The following is a 15,838-nucleotide window of genomic DNA, read 5'->3' as shown; positions in this document are numbered from 1 at the left end:
TGACGGTCATGAAGGCCACTCATCATCGGAGGTGAGAGTCCTGTCGATTCTCCTGAACGCCAAAGCGGCTGCACATCTCGCGCCGGATTTGAACGGCGAGCCGGGCAGGATCGAGATCAACGTCGTCTTCCGTCACCACGGAGCCCGCGGCGACATCGCGCGTCAGGCGGATTCCGTGGGCGAGGCCGATGGGCAGCATGCGTTCGGCCTTGCTGCGCTCGGCAGGCGCCAGCCGTCCATAGACCGTGTAGCCGCCTTCGCCATCGAGGTTGTCTCCAGCCTTGAGGTCGCGCTTGGCGACCGCCACCGTATCGCCGCGCCAGGTACGGCACGAGCCCGTCGGTTCGCCGCGCAGGGCGGCGCTCAGAACCGAGATCGACAATTCCAGGCCGATCAGATGGAAAGGCTTGTACATCGCCGCGTAACGGCCGGTCGCATCCGTGGGAAGGCCATATTGCTTGAAGCACGCGGCCGCGTAATCGTTGGGAGCCTTGAGCACCACGTAGACACCCCAGCGCAGATCCCGGAACACCGGCCTGCCGTCGCGTTCCAGGGAGGACACCACCTCCACCATGCCGTCCTGATCGAGCTGACCTCCGACAGCCCGCGGACGCAGGACATGCGCGAGATCGTCGACGCCGCAGGGCGGGAAGCGCAGGCCGTCCTCCGGCACGTGGAGGTCGCATGCATTGGCGATGGCGGCCATCTCGATGGCGGATTTGGTGCCGTCGAGAAAGGAATTGAACATCTGCGGATTCATGCCCGCCGCCTTGGCCTGCTCCGGCGTCAGGCCGTAATGCGCCCAGACGTCGTCCGGCGTGACCGTGTGATAGACCGGAAGGTATTTCGTTCCCTTGCCCGCTGCTGCAACCGTGAACCCGGCGGCGCGGGCCCAATCCACCATCTCGGACACGAGCGCCGGCTGGTCGCCATAGGCCATCGAGTAGACGACGCCCCGCTCCCGCGCCTTCGCGGCTAGCAGGGGACCCGCCAGGACATCGGCCTCCACATTGACCATGACGATGTGCTTGCCGGCCTCGATGGCAGCAAGCGCGTGCCTGATTCCCGCCTCCGGGTGGCCGGTCGCCTCGATCACCACTTCCACGTCCCCGGCGGTGCAGGCATCGGTTCCGTCCGTGGAAAAGCGCGTGCCGGCGATCCTCGCCTCGTCCCAGCCTACGGTCCGGCATGCCTCCCGCGCCCGGTCCGGATCGAGATCGGCGATCATGGCAGCCTCGAGTCCGGCAATGGTCGGCACCTGGGCGAGGAACATCGAGCCGAACTTGCCGGCGCCGATGAGCGCCACGCGGACGGGGCGACCGGCGTCGTGTCGTTGACGGAGCAGCGCAGACAGGTTCATGGCGTTCGAACTCCGGTACCGTGTTTTCGTGTCCGGTCAGGCTCAAGGCTGCGAGGATGCAAGTCAATGAGCGTCATCCTGGTGTGCGCGTCGGAAGCCTCTCGGTCTCGGAAACTTGATCGGACCGGCCGCGTGTTTCCTTGTCACGATGATCGCTCTCCGCGACTATCGGCGGGTCACATCGCACGAGTTCGGACATGGATCGTCGTCGCTTCATCGCACTTGCCGGGTTAACTGTTCTCGGGGGCTCCCGCGCCTCGGCTCAGCATACAGGGCACAGCACGCCGCTGCCCGAGGCCGCGCCTTCGCCGGATCCCTATGCCCGCCTGCAGGGAGGCGTGCCGCATCACCTGACGCCCGAACAGGAAGCCCAGCGTGTGACCGACAGCCCGGCTCCTGCCGGCCCGCAGCAGGGGCGATGGGTCTCTCGTGCAGCGTTGCCGATCCCGCGCAGCGAGATGGCCTGGGCGACGGTTCTCAACGACCGCATGCATATCATCGGCGGCTACGGGGAGGGGCGGGTCGACCGCGCCTATCACCACGTCTACGATCCGGCCTCCGACCGCTGGTTCAACGCCGCCCCATTGCCGCGCGGCGCCAACCATGTGGCGGTCGCGGCCGATGCCGGGCGGGTCTATGCCCTGGGTGGCTTCATCGAGCAGAACCGCAATCCCGATCAGAACGCTTATGTCTACGATCCGGCGGCGGACCGGTGGTCGCCGATTGCACCACTGCCTCGCCCCCGCGGCGCGGCTGCGGCCGTGGTGCTCGACGGCAGGATTCATCTGATCGGCGGCGCGTCGCTACCGGTTGCCGAGAGGGCCAGCGTCGGCTGGCACGAGATCTATGATCCGCAGGCCGACCGCTGGACCCAGGCCAAGGCCTTGCCCGGGGCGCGGGATCATGTGGGCTGTGTCGCACATAACGGCGTCATCCACGTCATCGGCGGGCGCTTCAACACCTTCGAGTACAACACCAACCTGCATCATGTGTATCTGCCGACCAAGGACACCTGGGAGGAGCGGGCGCCGCTGCCGACCGCCCGTTCCGGACACGGGCTGGTGGTCTACAGGAACCGGCTCTTCGCCATGGGCGGCGAGGCGGGGCGTATCGAGCAGGGAAGGCCGATCCAAGCGAAGGTGTTCGGCCAGATGGAAAGCTACGATCCTGGCAGCGATACATGGCAGCACCACGCGCCGATGACGACACCGCGGCATGCAGTCGGAGCAACCGTCATCGGAGACTGGATCTATGTGGCTGGCGGCGGTGCTGTCCTGGGCGGCTCGGTCCAGTCCGCCGTGCACGAAGCCTTCACGCTAACCTGATGGATCGTCACCGCTGCAATGCACCGAAAGCCGATAGGTCCGCCTCGGCCTGGGCGACCGAAACCGCCCCCGGCTTGAGCCCTTCCCGCGCCATGCGGGCTCCAAGTTCCGTGAAATAGGTGTTCGCCGGAACCGGTACACCGTGAAGGCGCCCAAGCAGCACGATCTCGCCGTTGAGATAATCCGTCTCGATCGATCCGGCGCCGCGCGCAAGGCTCTGTGTCGTGGAGCTGCCCAAGCGCTCGATTCCGGCGATCTGCCTCTGCTGCATCAGCTGGGCCCTGCGGGCATCGGCCGCGCCTACATCGAGCCACGGGATTCCGGCCGCCTTGTAGACGGTTTCCGCCTCGGCCCGAAGCAGCGCTTCGAGATGCTTGCAATCGGCATCCAGGCCGAGCGCGGCCTGCAGGATGTTGCTCAGGTTGAGAAGCAGCTTGCCGTATTTGCTCTGCATTACATCCGGCGAAACGAAGGCCGCGATGTTTGCGGTCTCCAGAGCTTGGGCGAGGGCCGTGTCGTGCGCGTTGCTGCCACCCGGGTAGCGCCCAATGTCGAAGATGCCGTGACGCGGCACGGAGAAAGCGCCGATTTCCCCGGGGCCTGAGATCGCGGCCGGCATCATCACGGTCACCCCATGCACCTCCGGAAAGAGGCGAAGGGCCAATCGCTCGTTGGTCACGCCGTTCTGAACGCAGAAGATGGCCTGCTCCGCAACGCCGGCAGCACGCAGGCGTTCCAGCGCAGCAAGCGTGTCCTGTGTTTTCATCGTCAGCAGGACGGCATCGTCGGAACGGAAATCGATCTCGGTGGGATCCGATACGCAGGGAAATCGTACCCGCTCGGTCTTCTCCGGAGTGCGCAGAAGCAGTCCATCGGTCTGAATAGCGTCGAGATGGGAGCCACGGGCAATGCCGATCACCTCCTGATCCGAGAGCGCAAGGGCCGCGGCTACGGTCCCGCCGATCGCGCCGACGCCATAGACTATGATCCGCATGATGTTCCTCGCTTTAAAGCTGGTCGGGAGGGCAAAGCGACCCCGGTACCATCTTTAGGCACGATATTCCGCTTCTTCCAGCATTGAGAAAGCGGCCTGCATCAGTCCCTCGCCGCCCACACCATGCCGCGCCTCAGGATGGTGCGCATCTCGGGCACGTCGAATTCCTTCGCCACGTGTCCGAGGGAGCTGTAGAATACGCGGCCCTGGCCGTGGCGGCGTTTCCAGACGACCGGCATGACGACGCCTTCGATCCAGGATGCGTGCTCGCCCGAGAAAGTCGTCGTGGCCAGGACCTCGTTCGACGGATCCACATGCATGTAGTACTGCTCGGAGTGATAGTCGAAGTCCTGAATTCCGTCCATCACCGGATCATCGGGCCGAGTGACCTTCACACGATAATCGATGATGTTGCCCGGATGGGCCACCCATTGGCCGCCGCACATGAACTGGTACTCGACCGCCTCGCGGAAGGCATCGCCCATGCCGCCGTGAAAGCCCGCGAGGCCGGTGCCGTCGCGGATGGCCTGAGAGAGGTTCGCCACCTCGTCCTTCTCGATCTTCGACATGGTGTAGATCGGCACGATGAGGCTCATCGTGGAGAGCTGAGGGCTGGCAAAGGCGCGGGTCGAGTTCTCCAGGTGCACCTGGAAACCCTCGTCCCGCAGCAGGCCGGCCACGATCGTGGAGCATTGCTCCGGCTCATGGCCGTGCCAGCCGCCCCACACGATGAGTGCTTCGCGCATCGTTCGTTCTTTCTGTCGCTTCGATCGATCTCAGGCGGCGGAAGCCGTCTCCGGCAGACCCTTCCAGAGAATCGCCGCATCGGCGTCCTCCAGAACGGCCGGCCGCTCAAGGGTGGTCGTGATCGCCCGAGGCTGCCCGGTGGCCGCTCCTTCGAGGATGGAGTGCATGACCTCCAGAACGTGCAGGCCGAGGCGGCCGCTCGAGCGGTGCGGGGTGCCGTTCAAAACGGCGCTCGCGAGATCGGCGAGGCCCAGTGCGCGATAGTTCGCTTTGTTTGGAATCTCGGGAGCCCAATTGGGCGAGCGCCAGTTGGGAGAACCCAGCGGCATCTCGCTCGAATCGACGGCGCGCCAGTCGCCGCTGCGCTCGGTGATCTCCACGTGGCCGCCGAAGAAGTTCGGATCCGGCACCCGCAGCGACCCTTCCGAGCCGTAGATCTCGATGGCCGGATGGCTGTGCTTCCACACATCCCAGCTCATGCAGAATGTCACCTGCGCGCCGGAGGCGAACTCGAGGAGCGACATCACGTGAGTCGGCGTCTCGACCGCGATCCGCTGGCCCTTGCGCGGCGATTCGGAGGTGACGATGCGCTCGGGATACCCGATGCTCGACATGGCGAGGACGCGCTGGACCGGACCGATGAGATTGACGAGGGCGCTCAGGTAATACGGGGCCATATCGAGGATCGGGCCGCCGCCGGGCTTGAAGAAGAATTCCGGATCCGGATGCCAGTGCTCCATGCCGTGGGACATGAGGAACGCCGTTCCGGACAGGATGTGCCCGATCTTGCCCTCGTCGACGAGGTTGCGGGCGAGGCGCCCGCCGGCGCCGAGGAAGGTGTCCGGGGCGCAGCCGAGGTGAAGGCCGCGCGCTTCCGCCTCGTCGACGAGGCGGCGGCCCTGCTCGAAATCGACCGCCAGGGGCTTTTCCGAGAAGACGTGCTTGCCGGCGGTGAGCGCCGCGAGCGAGACGCCGAAATGGGCGGCCGGCACGGTGAGGTTGACCACGAGGTCGATGTCGTCACGGGCGAGCAACTCGTCGACGGTCAGGGCCTCGATGCCATGCCGGCTCGCCTGCGCCTGCGCCACCTCCGGTCTCATGTCCGCGCAGGCACGGAGGGTGAGGCCGCGATAGGCGGGGATGTTCTGGAGGTAGATGCCTGAGATGTTGCCGCATCCGATGATGCCGACGTTGAGGGAGTTCATGATCCTTAATCCTCGATCGTGCGCAGGAAGGCGAAGCTGTTGCGGGCGGTCTCGGCCGGAGCTGCCGGCTTGTCGTGCTCGACCACCATCCATTCGGCGCCGGCATCGCGGCACACGCGCCACAGCTCGCGCCAGTTCAAGGTGCCCGCGCCGACATCGGCCCAGCCGTCCTGATCCTCGTTCTGCCCTGCAGGTGCGATGTCCTTCACGTGAGCGGCCGTGATCCTGCTGCGGTAGCGGTCAATCCATTCCTTGGGATCGGCATCGCCGCGCACGAGCCAAGCCACGTCGGCCTGCCAGGCCAGGGGGCTCGAGCCCGCAGCCTCGAAAATCAGCTCGAGAGCCGTCTTCGTGCCGTCCTTCGGCTTCAGCTCCCAGTGATGGTTGTGATAGCCGAGCCGAATGCCTTGCGCCTGAAAGCGCTCCGCGATCTGCCCCAGTTCAAGGCCGAGGGAACGCCAGCCATCGGCGGCCATGTCGCGCTCCTCGGGCGGAACGGCCGGCATGTAGAGATGGGTGAGGCCGAGAGTCCGGCATGCCTCGACGATCGCATCGGGCTTGTCGCGCAGGGCCGCCATGCTGACATGGCTGGACGAGGCCTTGAGACCGCGAGCATCGAGTTTCGTGCGGACCTCCGACGCCCGGTCGAGATGCGAGCCGACCGTCTCGACATGGCGATAGCCGGCATCGGCGACCGTATCGAGGATCAGGTCGAGATCCTCCAGGGATCGCAAGGTGTAGAGTTGAATGGAAAGAATGTCCGTGACGCTCATGGGGTCCTCAGGGTTCGGAATGGCAGGCGCGACAAGCCGCGCGGCGAGGTCTGTCGCGATGTGGCTGCGTTCACAGGCGCTCGCCGGTCTCGGCCGAGAAGAGCGACACCTGCGTGGGTTCGACATGGAGGGTCAGGGTCTCGCCCGGCGCGGCCCGGCGGCTGCCGGTGGTGCGGACCTGGACCGAGCCGATGGGGTCGCTGCACCAGATGACGGTATCGGCGCCCATAGGCTCGACGATGTCGACCTTGAAGCCCGGCCATATCCCGTTGCCGGCGATCTCCAGATGCTCCGGCCGGACGCCGAGCACGACCTCCTGTCCGGCGGACGGAGCCGTTGCGAACGGATAGGCGGACAGCGACAGACGGCGGTCGCCGGCGAGGAAGCTCAGGCCTTCCCCGGTGTTCTCGATCCGACCCTTGATGAAGTTCATCTGCGGCGAGCCGACGAACCCGGCGACGAACAGGTTGGCGGGCCGGTGATAGATCTCGTCCGGCGTGCCGATCTGCTGGATCTTCTGCTCCTTCATGACGACGATGCGGTCGGCGAGCGTCATCGCCTCGATCTGATCATGCGTGACGTAGACCATGGTGGTCTTGCCGAGCCTCGCATGCAGCCGCTTGATTTCGACGCGCAGCTCGTTTCTCAGCTTGGCATCGAGGTTGGAAAGCGGTTCGTCGAACAGGAAGACGGCGGCATCGCGAACCAAGGCCCGGCCGATGGCAACGCGCTGGCGCTGGCCGCCCGAGAGCTGGTCCGGGCGCCGGTCGAGGAGGGGTGTGATCTGAAGAAGTTCGGCCGCCTTGGCGACGCGCTTCTCGATCTCGGGCTTCGGCGTCTTTGCCATCTTCAGTCCGAAGGACATGTTCTCGCGCACGTTCATGCGCGGATACAGGGCATAGGACTGGAACACCATGGCGATGCCGCGGTCCTTGGGCTCCTCCCAGGTCACGTTCTTGCCGTTGATCCAGATCTGCCCTTCCGCCACATCGAGCAAGCCCGCGATGGCATTGAGCAGGGTGGACTTGCCGCAGCCCGACGGCCCCAGCAGGACGATGAACTCGCCCTCGCTGATATCGAGGGAAAGGCCGTCGAAGACCTGAACAGCCTCGAATGCGACGGTCACATCACGCACGGAAACGGTCGACATGCCTTATCCCTTCACAGCGCCGGCGGCGATGCCGCGGACGAACCAGCGTCCGGAGACGAAGTAGACGACGAGTGGAACGAGTGCCGCGAGCATTGTGGCTGCCATGTCCACGTTGTAGGCGCGCTCGCCCTGCGTCGAGTTCACGATGTTGTTGAGCTGCACGGTCATGGGCAGGTTCTCGCGCCCTGCGAAGGTGAGCCCGAAGATGAAGTCGTTCCAGATGCCGGTGACCTGCAGGATGGTTGCCACCACGAGGATAGGTGTCGACATGGGCAGGATCACCCGGAAGAAGATCGACCAGAACCCGCCGCCATCGATACGAGCCGCCTTGAACAGCTCGATCGGCAATCCCGCGTAATAGTTGCGAAACAGGAGCGTCATCGTCGGCAGGCCGAAGATGACGTGAACCAGAACGATGCAGGTGAGCGAGTTGTAGATCCCCGTCATCGAGAAGACGCGCACCAGGGGGTAGAGAAACACCTGGTACGGAATGAAGGCGCCGAGCAGCAGGATGCCGAACATGACGTTGGCGCCCTTGACCCGCCAGAACGACAGCGCATAGCCGTTGATGGCGCCGACAATGATCGAGAGGATCACGGACGGAATCAGGATGCGCACGGAGTTCCAGAACCCGACGCTGATGCCATTGCACTCGAGACCCGTGCAAGCGGAGGACCACGCCTTGGTCCAGGCCTCGAAGGTCATAGCGGCTGGCAGGGCGAGGATGTTGCCGAGTCGGATCTCTTCCATGGGCTTGAGAGACGTCACGACCATGATCCAGAGCGGCAGCAAGAAGAAGAGGGCTGCCGTGATCAGGAAGGCATAGACCCCGATGCGGCCGACCGTGAGATGGCGAGGGCGGCGGCCCTTCGGCACGGCGGTGCTCATGCATGCCTCCCTTGCGGACGGACGTAGCGGGCATAGACCCAGGGAGCCAGAACGATCACGACTGTGATCAGCATGATGGTCGCGGCCGCAGTCCCAAGGCCGATGTTGTTGCGCTCGAACAGATGATCCATGACGAACTTAGCCGGCACTTCGGTGGCGATGCCGGGGCCACCCAAGGTCATGGCGACGACGAGGTCGTAGAGCTTCACGACGCCGGTCGCGAGCAGCACGGTTGCGGTGACCACCATGGGACGCAGAAGCGGCAGAACGACGGAGGTATAGACCCGCCAGGTCGGAATACCGTCCACCTTGGCGGCTTTCCACAAGTCCTTGTCGACGCCGCGCAGGCCCGCGAGCATGATCGCCATGGTGAGGCCGGAGCCATGCCAGAGGCCTGCGATCACGATGGTGTAGATCGCCATCCTCTGGTTCACCAGCCAGTCGAACGTGAAGCTCTCGAAGCCCATGTCGCGCACGAGCTTCTGCAGGCCCAATCCCGGATTGAGGAACCATTGCCACGCAACGCCGGTGACCACGAAGGACATGGAGTAGGGATAGAGAAATACGGTGCGGAAAAGGCCTTCGCCGCGTACGTTCTGATCGATGAACACGGCCATGAGGAAGCCGATGATCAGGCAGCCCGAGATGAACAGGGCGCCGAAGATGACGATGTTCTCGGCGGATGTGAGAAACCGGTCATTGGCGAAAAGGCGCATGTATTGCGTCAGGCCGAACCAGTCGAGCTTGGGCAGAAGGGTCGAACTCGTGAACGAGAGCCGTACGGTCCAGAGCATGCAGCCGATATAGACGACAAGGACAACGAGCGCCGTCGGCAGGAGGGCAAGGGCTGCGGGCAGGCGCGTTCGCACGCTGCGTCGGGCTTTTGTGCCGCTCGAAGGGACACTGGGTGCGTGAATCGAGATTGTTTCCACCAGTCAGGCTCCATTGAGAGTATTCCAAGACTCAGTGATGGAGACCTCGCCCCGGCGTGACCGGGGCGAGGTGGCGTAACTTAGGTGGCGTCCCGCATGGCGCCGACGATCTTCTCGATGAAGGCGTCAGCCGACATGTTCGGGTTGTTCCAGTACTGCGTGACTGCGTCCTGCATGGCGCCCGAGAAATTCGGAGGGCTCAGAATTTCCATGCTTTCCACCTGGTTGGCCGGATTGCTCAGGATGGAGTGAGACTTCTGAGCGCAGGTGTCCATGGACGACACGTCCACATCCATCCGGACCGGAATGGAGCCCTTCTTCTTGTTGAACTCGATCTGGGTGGCGGGATCGAGCAGAACCTGGATCAGCTTGTTCTGGGTCTCAAGTGCCGCCTTGTCCTTCGTGGCCGGGAAGACGAAGACGTCTCCGCCAATCACGAGCTTGGGCTCCTGCCCGACGACGGTGCAGCCGTACTCCTTGCCGGCCGTCTGGCCCGCGGCGATGAATTCACCCTTGGCCCAATCGCCATTGAAGTGCATGGCCGCCTTGTTGGTGATTACGAGAGCCGTCGCGTCGTTCCAGTTGCGGCCCGGACTGGCCGGGTCGACGAGGCCGCGCATCTTGCCGAAGATCTCCACGGTTTCCTTGAACTTGGGGCTCTTCACCACATCCGGTTTGCGGGTGCCGTAGAGCTGGCGGAACATGTCGGCTCCGCCATGACCGACGACGACGGCCCGGAACAGGTTATGCTCCCAGGTGGGCTGACCACCAAGTGCAAGCGGAATGATGCCCTTCGCCTTCAGTTTTTCTCCGCTGGCGATCAGCTCAGGGAAGGTCTTTGGAGGCTCAAGGCCAGCATCGGCGAAGATCTTCGTATTGTAGAACATCCAGTTCTGGCCGTGAACATTGACCGGAACGGCGAAGAACTTCCCCTCGCGCACAGTCGCATCGACAATAGGCTTTGGCATGATCTGCCGCCATTTGCCGGCCTGTGCCTGCTGGTCGACGTCACGCACCAAATCGTTGCTGACCAACTCGTCGAACTGCTTGCCGGTGTTGAACTGCATCATGGTCGGGGGATTGCCGCCCACCATGCGGTTGATGCCGGCCGTACGGGCATTGACGCCGCCGGCAATAGCATTGTCGACCCAGGTGCCGCCGGCCTTGGTGAACTGCTCCGCGAAAACTCTCACGGATGCGGATTCGCCGGCCGACGTCCACCAGTGGAGAACCTCGGCCTTCTGCTGAGCATAGGCGGCGGTGCTCGAGATAAGGGCAATAGAAAGGGTATACGCGGAAACGCGTGTCTTCATGCTCATGGCTTCCTCCCAGAAGCGTTTTATCGATTTTTGTAATCGATTACATCTTGCGATATAGGTTGTAGGCGCTTTCAAAATTAGTCAAGACACTAGTTGAGGTAAGTTATAGCCTATGAGAGAAGGTAACATAACTTGCTGAGGGGCCAGAGGTAACCTGCATGAGCCGGAAAAGATGGCGCTCCGTGAAAGAGATACGCATCGCCGATGTAGCTCGACTTGCCGGAGTGTCGACGGCGACCGTCAGCCGCGTTCTGTCGGAACCAGGCAAGGTGAGGCAGAAAACGCACGATCTCGTGATGGAGGCGGTGCGCCACAGCGGCTACATCCCCAACAGCACGGCACAGAAGCTGCGCACCCGGCGCACCATGAACGTGCTGGTGGTGGCGCCGCGGCTCACGAACCCGGTCTTCGCCGAAGTCCTCCGGGGGGTCGACGATGAGCTGACGCAGTCGGGTTATGGGATCATCATCGGCAACCTCGACAATCGCAGAGAGCGCGAGGCTCGCTACGTCGATCTCGCCCTGTCCAGACAGGTGGACGGCATCCTCCTGCTGACCGGGTACATTCCGGAGAATGGCACTCGCGACATGAGGGAGTCCGGACTGCCGATCGTTGCCATCTGTGCGGCCATCGAGGACGATACGATTCCGAATGTGGTCGTTCAGGATCGTGAGGCCTGCCGCAGAGCCGTCGAGTACCTGGCGGGTCTCGGGCACCGCCGCTTCGGGTACATCTCAGGAACACCGAGTTCGATCATCGAACGCGAGCGGTTTCAGGGGTTTCGGGAGGGTATCGAGGCGACCGGCTTCGGTCACACCGATTATGTCCGCTGGGAGGGGACCTTCGTGTTCTCGACCGGCGTTGCCGCTGCCGAATCCTTCCTGAAAATGAAGGATCGCCCCACGGGGATTTTTGCCGCGTGCGACGAGAGCGCCATCGGCTTCATCAAGCGCGTTCGGGAGGAACGGGTCCGCGTGCCGCAGGACGTGTCGGTCATCGGCTTCGACGGGATCGAGTTTGCCGATTACACGGAGCCGACGCTCACCACGTTTCGGCAGCCCCTGCATGAGTTGGGGCGTGCAGGGGCCGACGTTCTGATGAAGCTGATCCGGAACCAAATGAAACCCGAGGACTGGGATGTCCGATTGCCTCTGACGTTGTTGGAGCGCGACACGACCGGACCGGTTCTGCACAAGGATTACAGATCTCTGCGGCGGTCCACCATCTGATGCCGCAGCCCATCGATAGATATCAGAACTTGAGGAGGATGCCATGCAGCCGGTCCGTTGGGGGATCTTGAGTACGGCGAAGATTGGCCGAGTGAAGGTTGTTCCAGGAATGATGAAAAGCCCGCTCTGCAATGTGGTTGCCGTTGCATCGCGGAATGAAGCATCCGCTCGCGATATGGCAACGGAATTGGGGATTCCGAAGGCCCACGGCTCCTACGAGGATCTGCTCGCCGATCCAGAGATCGAGGCGATCTACAATCCGCTTCCCAATCATCTGCATGTGCCGATGACCTTGGCGGCCGCTGCCGCGGGCAAGCATGTCCTGTGCGAGAAACCGATTGCCATCACGGCCGCCGAGGCGGAGCAACTCAGGCAGGGTGCATCGAAGGTTCTGATCGCGGAGGCCTTCATGGTCCGCCACCATCCGCAATGGCATCGCGTCCGTGAACTGATGCAGAGCGGCGATATCGGAGAGCTGCGCTCCATTCAGGTCATCTTTTCATACTTCAACGTCGATCCGGGTAACATCCGCAACAGAGCCGATATCGGCGGTGGTGGGCTCCTCGACATCGGCTGCTATGCCGTCGTCTCAGGCCGGTATATTTTCGAAGCCGAGCCCCAACGTGTCGTCACGCTCGTGGATCGCGATCCGGCATTCGGCGTCGACCGCACCACCAGCGCGCTCATGGATTTCGGCGCGGGACGGCAACTCGCCTTCACGGTTTCGACCCAGTCCGTGCCCTATCAGCGGGTCCAGATCCTCGGAACGAAGGGACGAATCGAGATCGAAATTCCCTTCAATGCGCCGCCCGACAGTCCGACTCGCATCTTTGTCGACGACGGTAGCCTGCATGGTGATCGCTCCGCCCGAGCCATCGAGCTTCCGGTTGTCGATCAGTACGGGCTCCAGGGTGAGGCCTTCAGCCGAGCGGTTCGGGGCGCTGCGTCTCTCGACTACGGATTGGAGGACGCCATCCTGAACATGCGGGTCCTGGATGCCTTACGACGGTCGGAAGCGTCTGCGGCTTGGGAAAAGATCTAGGATCAAGTCTTGCGTGTAGCCTGAAGGCTTAAGCCTGCAATGCCTTTGCGGTAACTCGTATAACTGTCTCATCCATCCGGGTGACCCGTCCGAGCCGCCTGGGTGCGTTGACTTGTGGCGCTGTGCTCGAAATTATTCTCATAGTCAAATGTCGGAAAACGCCGGTTTTTGATGTCGAGCTGCGTTAAGCATCCAGATTAGAGACAGGCAGATCCTGATGGTCATGAATCCGGCAATCGTCCCCTCGTCCCTGAAGTTCGGCACGAGCGGGTTGCGGGGGCTCGTCGTCGAACTGAACGGCGTTCCGGCTTTCGCCTATACCCGCGCTTTCGCCGAGATGCTCAAGGAAGACGGTTCCGTCGCGGCATCCCGGAATGTCGTGCTGGTCGGGCGGGATCTGCGCGAGAGCAGCCCGAGCATTGCCCAGCTCTGCTGCGCGGCTCTGCAGGAAGCCGGGCTTGTGCCGCTCGATTGCGGCGCTCTTCCAACCCCGGCGCTCGCCTATCATGGGATGCGATTCGGCATTCCGGCGATCATGGTCACCGGAAGCCACATCCCGGAGGACCGCAACGGGCTGAAATTCTACCGGGCTCAAGGCGAGATCGACAAGAAGGACGAGACCAGCATTCTGGCTTGGCACGCCAAACTGGCAATTACCGCCGTGCCAGAGGCGGCCCGTGCCATGCGCGCTGGAGCGCCGGATCTCGACCTGATCGCGGCCTATAAGGCTCGCTATCGGGAGTTCTTCGGGGCAGGGGCGCTCACGGGCCTCACCGTCGGGGTCTACCAGCACTCCTCGGTCGCCCGCGATGTGATCGTCGAGATGCTCGAAGCCCTGGGCGCTCGGGCGGTGCCGCTGGGGCGCGCCACGAGCTTTATCCCGGTCGACACGGAGGCCTTGCGCCAAGAGGACGAGGTCCTGGCGGGGCAATGGGCCGCCGAGCAGAGGCTCGATGCCATCGTGTCGACGGACGGCGACGCGGACCGGCCTCTGGTCTCGGATGCAAGCGGCCTCTTCCTGCGCGGCGACCTGGTCGGGGCGATCACGGCCAAGTCGCTGGGCGCGGATGCAATCGTCACGCCGGTGACCTCCAACTCCGCCCTTGAGACGTGCGGCGCCTTCCGGGCGGTCCTTCGCACCCGCGTCGGCTCACCTTATGTCATTGAAGGGATGGCCGAGGCGGGTCGGGCGGGCGCGCAGGCTGTTGTCGGGTTTGAAGCCAATGGCGGCGTGCTGCTTGGTTCCGACATCGTGCGGGAGGGCCGCCGGCTCGCCGCGCTTCCCACGCGGGATGCCATGCTGCCCATCATCTGCGCTCTCGGCGAGATCGTTGCCCAAAACAAGCCCCTCGCCGAGATCGGAGCGGCTTTCGCCTTCAAGGCTGCGGCCAGCAACCGTCTGCAAGACGTCGCAACGGATAAAAGTGCGGCGTTCGTTGCCCAGCTGCAGCAGGATGAGACGTTCCGATCCAATCTGATGGAGCCTTTGGGAGGCGTGGCCGAGGTCAATTCCCGCGACGGGCTGCGGATCATGGCGAACAATGGGGAGGTCGTGCATTTCCGCCCATCCGGCAATGCGCCGGAGCTGCGCGTCTATGTGGAAGCGGTGACGGCAGACCGTGCTGAAGGTTTGCTCGAATGGGGATTGGCCGTCGCGCAGAGGCAGGTCGCGGCAGCCCACGCCTCAACCGTTCAACGGGCCTAGACGGCTGGCCAGACTGTCCCGAATGCCGCGGATCATCAGCTGCAGCCGGAGCATCCGCTTGTCGACGAGAGTCGTATAGGTGGCGAGAAAGGCCAGGCTTCGACTGGTGAAATAGATCCGCCAGGCGAGGGGGGTATAGGGCTGGCGGGCGAGCCAGAGCGCATTCCTCACCCAATAGTAGTTCCGGACAGGCACGTGGACGGCAACCTCGCGCGGCCCGATCTGAACGGTCCCGCTTCCGAGCCGGTGTTCCACGGCGGCGGTGGGCGAGAGATAGCTTCTGTACCCGGCGGTACGGGCACGGAAGCACCATTCGACGTCGACGAGGTCGATGAAGAGGTCTTCCTTGAACGTCCCCACTGCCTCCAGGACAGACAGGGGTATCAGAGAGCCGGAAGCAATGATGAAGTCGCTGGCAACCGGTCGCGTCTCGTTGGCGAGGGAGAGCCGAGACAGGCGGAGCCCGTCGGCGCGATAGGCTCTCGTCTGCCGCTGGCTGTTGAGCTCGTAATAGGCCGGGCCAATGGCGGCTATTCTCCCTTGCCCTTGTTCGAGAGCCGTCAGGTTCTCCGTCAGGTCTGCCACCATCCCTGGGGCAAGGACCGTGTCCTGATCCAGCAGCAGAACATGGGTAAAGCCGTCCACTCGAGCTCGGGCGACGCCTTGGTTCTGTGCCGCAGCGATGCCGATATTCCTTTCATTGGCAATAACTTGACCTCCGGCTTGGGTGACAACTTGCCGGATGTCCTTGGCATTGGTTGATCCGTTATCGACCACTACAAGGTCCTGAACCTGCGGCAATGCCGACCCCAGAACCTGGGCGAGCAGAGCGAGCTCCGGATTATATGTCACCGCAACGGCCAATATGCGCATGGAGATTCCTTGGATCAGGCGCGCCGTAGTAATGTGATCTCGGGGAGCGGGCAAGCGGAGGCAGGGTAGCCGGATCCCGACCTTTCATTTGGGAATGTGCAGGGAGTGGTTCAGTTCATTAGAGACTATCTCCTGAGGCGTGTTTACTTCAGTGAGCTGCAAAAATACCTATGCCTTTCAGGGAGTTGATGCACCTCTTAAACGCGGCCGGGTCTATGTTGCTCCGAATGATCAGCCGGCAGGAAACGGCCAGGGCATCGAGGGTTGCTGGAGTAGAGCCGAAGAGGTATAGCGGC

Annotated in this window: 14 protein-coding genes; 4 read left to right on the top strand and 10 right to left on the bottom strand. The window is 63.2% G+C overall.

Annotated elements, in window-relative coordinates; all coding sequences use genetic code 11:
- Positions 1–22: 22 nt before the first annotated feature.
- Positions 23–1,360, bottom strand: a complete 1,338-nt coding sequence (locus tag VB672_RS02875) for an NAD(P)H-dependent oxidoreductase (protein WP_329782663.1) — start codon at positions 1,358–1,360, stop codon at positions 23–25.
- Between the two features lie 197 nt (positions 1,361–1,557).
- On the opposite strand from VB672_RS02875, the gene VB672_RS02870 reads away from it, so the two are divergent.
- Positions 1,558–2,685, top strand: a complete 1,128-nt coding sequence (locus tag VB672_RS02870; RefSeq protein ID WP_329782662.1) for a Kelch repeat-containing protein — start codon at positions 1,558–1,560, stop codon at positions 2,683–2,685.
- 7 nt (positions 2,686–2,692) lie between these two features.
- On the opposite strand, the gene VB672_RS02865 is transcribed toward VB672_RS02870, so the two are convergent.
- From VB672_RS02865 to VB672_RS02830, 8 genes are all read right to left on the bottom strand, one after another.
- Complete coding sequence (locus VB672_RS02865; RefSeq protein ID WP_329782661.1) at positions 2,693–3,679, bottom strand: ketopantoate reductase family protein; 987 nt, start codon at positions 3,677–3,679, stop codon at positions 2,693–2,695.
- Positions 3,680–3,780: 101 nt separating this feature from the next.
- Positions 3,781–4,425, bottom strand: a complete 645-nt coding sequence (locus VB672_RS02860) for a ThuA domain-containing protein (protein ID WP_329782660.1) — start codon at positions 4,423–4,425, stop codon at positions 3,781–3,783.
- Positions 4,426–4,455: 30 nt separating this feature from the next.
- Positions 4,456–5,631: a Gfo/Idh/MocA family protein gene (locus VB672_RS02855; protein ID WP_329782659.1), complete on the bottom strand. Its 1,176-nt coding sequence runs from the start codon at positions 5,629–5,631 to the stop codon at positions 4,456–4,458.
- 5 nt (positions 5,632–5,636) lie between these two features.
- Positions 5,637–6,404, bottom strand: coding sequence for a sugar phosphate isomerase/epimerase family protein (locus tag VB672_RS02850; RefSeq protein WP_329782658.1), 768 nt, complete (start codon positions 6,402–6,404; stop codon positions 5,637–5,639).
- 70 nt (positions 6,405–6,474) lie between these two features.
- Positions 6,475–7,554: an ABC transporter ATP-binding protein gene (locus VB672_RS02845; RefSeq protein WP_329782657.1), complete on the bottom strand. Its 1,080-nt coding sequence runs from the start codon at positions 7,552–7,554 to the stop codon at positions 6,475–6,477.
- 3 nt (positions 7,555–7,557) lie between these two features.
- Positions 7,558–8,442, bottom strand: coding sequence for a carbohydrate ABC transporter permease (locus tag VB672_RS02840; RefSeq protein WP_329782656.1), 885 nt, complete (start codon positions 8,440–8,442; stop codon positions 7,558–7,560).
- The gene (locus VB672_RS02835) at positions 8,439–9,311 is read right to left on the bottom strand and encodes a carbohydrate ABC transporter permease (RefSeq protein ID WP_329782655.1); all 873 of its coding nucleotides are present in this window, start codon (positions 9,309–9,311) and stop codon (positions 8,439–8,441) included. Before VB672_RS02835 ends, VB672_RS02840 begins: the two co-directional genes overlap by 4 nt.
- A 143-nt stretch (positions 9,312–9,454) precedes the next feature.
- Positions 9,455–10,693 (bottom strand): ABC transporter substrate-binding protein, encoded by a 1,239-nt coding sequence (locus tag VB672_RS02830; RefSeq protein WP_329782654.1) that lies wholly within the window; start codon positions 10,691–10,693, stop codon positions 9,455–9,457.
- Between the two features lie 182 nt (positions 10,694–10,875).
- On the opposite strand from VB672_RS02830, the gene VB672_RS02825 reads away from it, so the two are divergent.
- The 3 genes from VB672_RS02825 to VB672_RS02815 all read left to right on the top strand — a co-directional run bounded on the left by VB672_RS02825 (position 10,876) and on the right by VB672_RS02815 (position 14,669).
- Positions 10,876–11,922, top strand: coding sequence for a LacI family DNA-binding transcriptional regulator (locus VB672_RS02825; protein WP_329782653.1), 1,047 nt, complete (start codon positions 10,876–10,878; stop codon positions 11,920–11,922).
- Between the two features lie 43 nt (positions 11,923–11,965).
- Positions 11,966–12,964 (top strand): Gfo/Idh/MocA family protein, encoded by a 999-nt coding sequence (locus tag VB672_RS02820; protein WP_329782652.1) that lies wholly within the window; start codon positions 11,966–11,968, stop codon positions 12,962–12,964.
- A gap of 235 nt (positions 12,965–13,199) precedes the next feature.
- Positions 13,200–14,669, top strand: a complete 1,470-nt coding sequence (locus VB672_RS02815; RefSeq protein ID WP_442931905.1) for a phosphomannomutase — start codon at positions 13,200–13,202, stop codon at positions 14,667–14,669.
- Here VB672_RS02815 and VB672_RS02810 read toward each other — a convergent pair.
- Positions 14,649–15,542, bottom strand: a complete 894-nt coding sequence (locus tag VB672_RS02810; protein WP_329782650.1) for a glycosyltransferase family 2 protein — start codon at positions 15,540–15,542, stop codon at positions 14,649–14,651. The two genes, VB672_RS02815 and VB672_RS02810, sit on opposite strands and share 21 nt — an antisense overlap.
- Positions 15,543–15,838: the final 296 nt, after the last annotated feature.

The organism is Microvirga sp. CF3016 (genome assembly GCF_036314085.1).
Classification (GTDB): domain Bacteria; phylum Pseudomonadota; class Alphaproteobacteria; order Rhizobiales; family Beijerinckiaceae; genus Microvirga.
The sequence above is the reverse complement of the archived record's forward strand: the minus strand, read 5'-3'. Positions and strand labels throughout refer to the sequence as shown.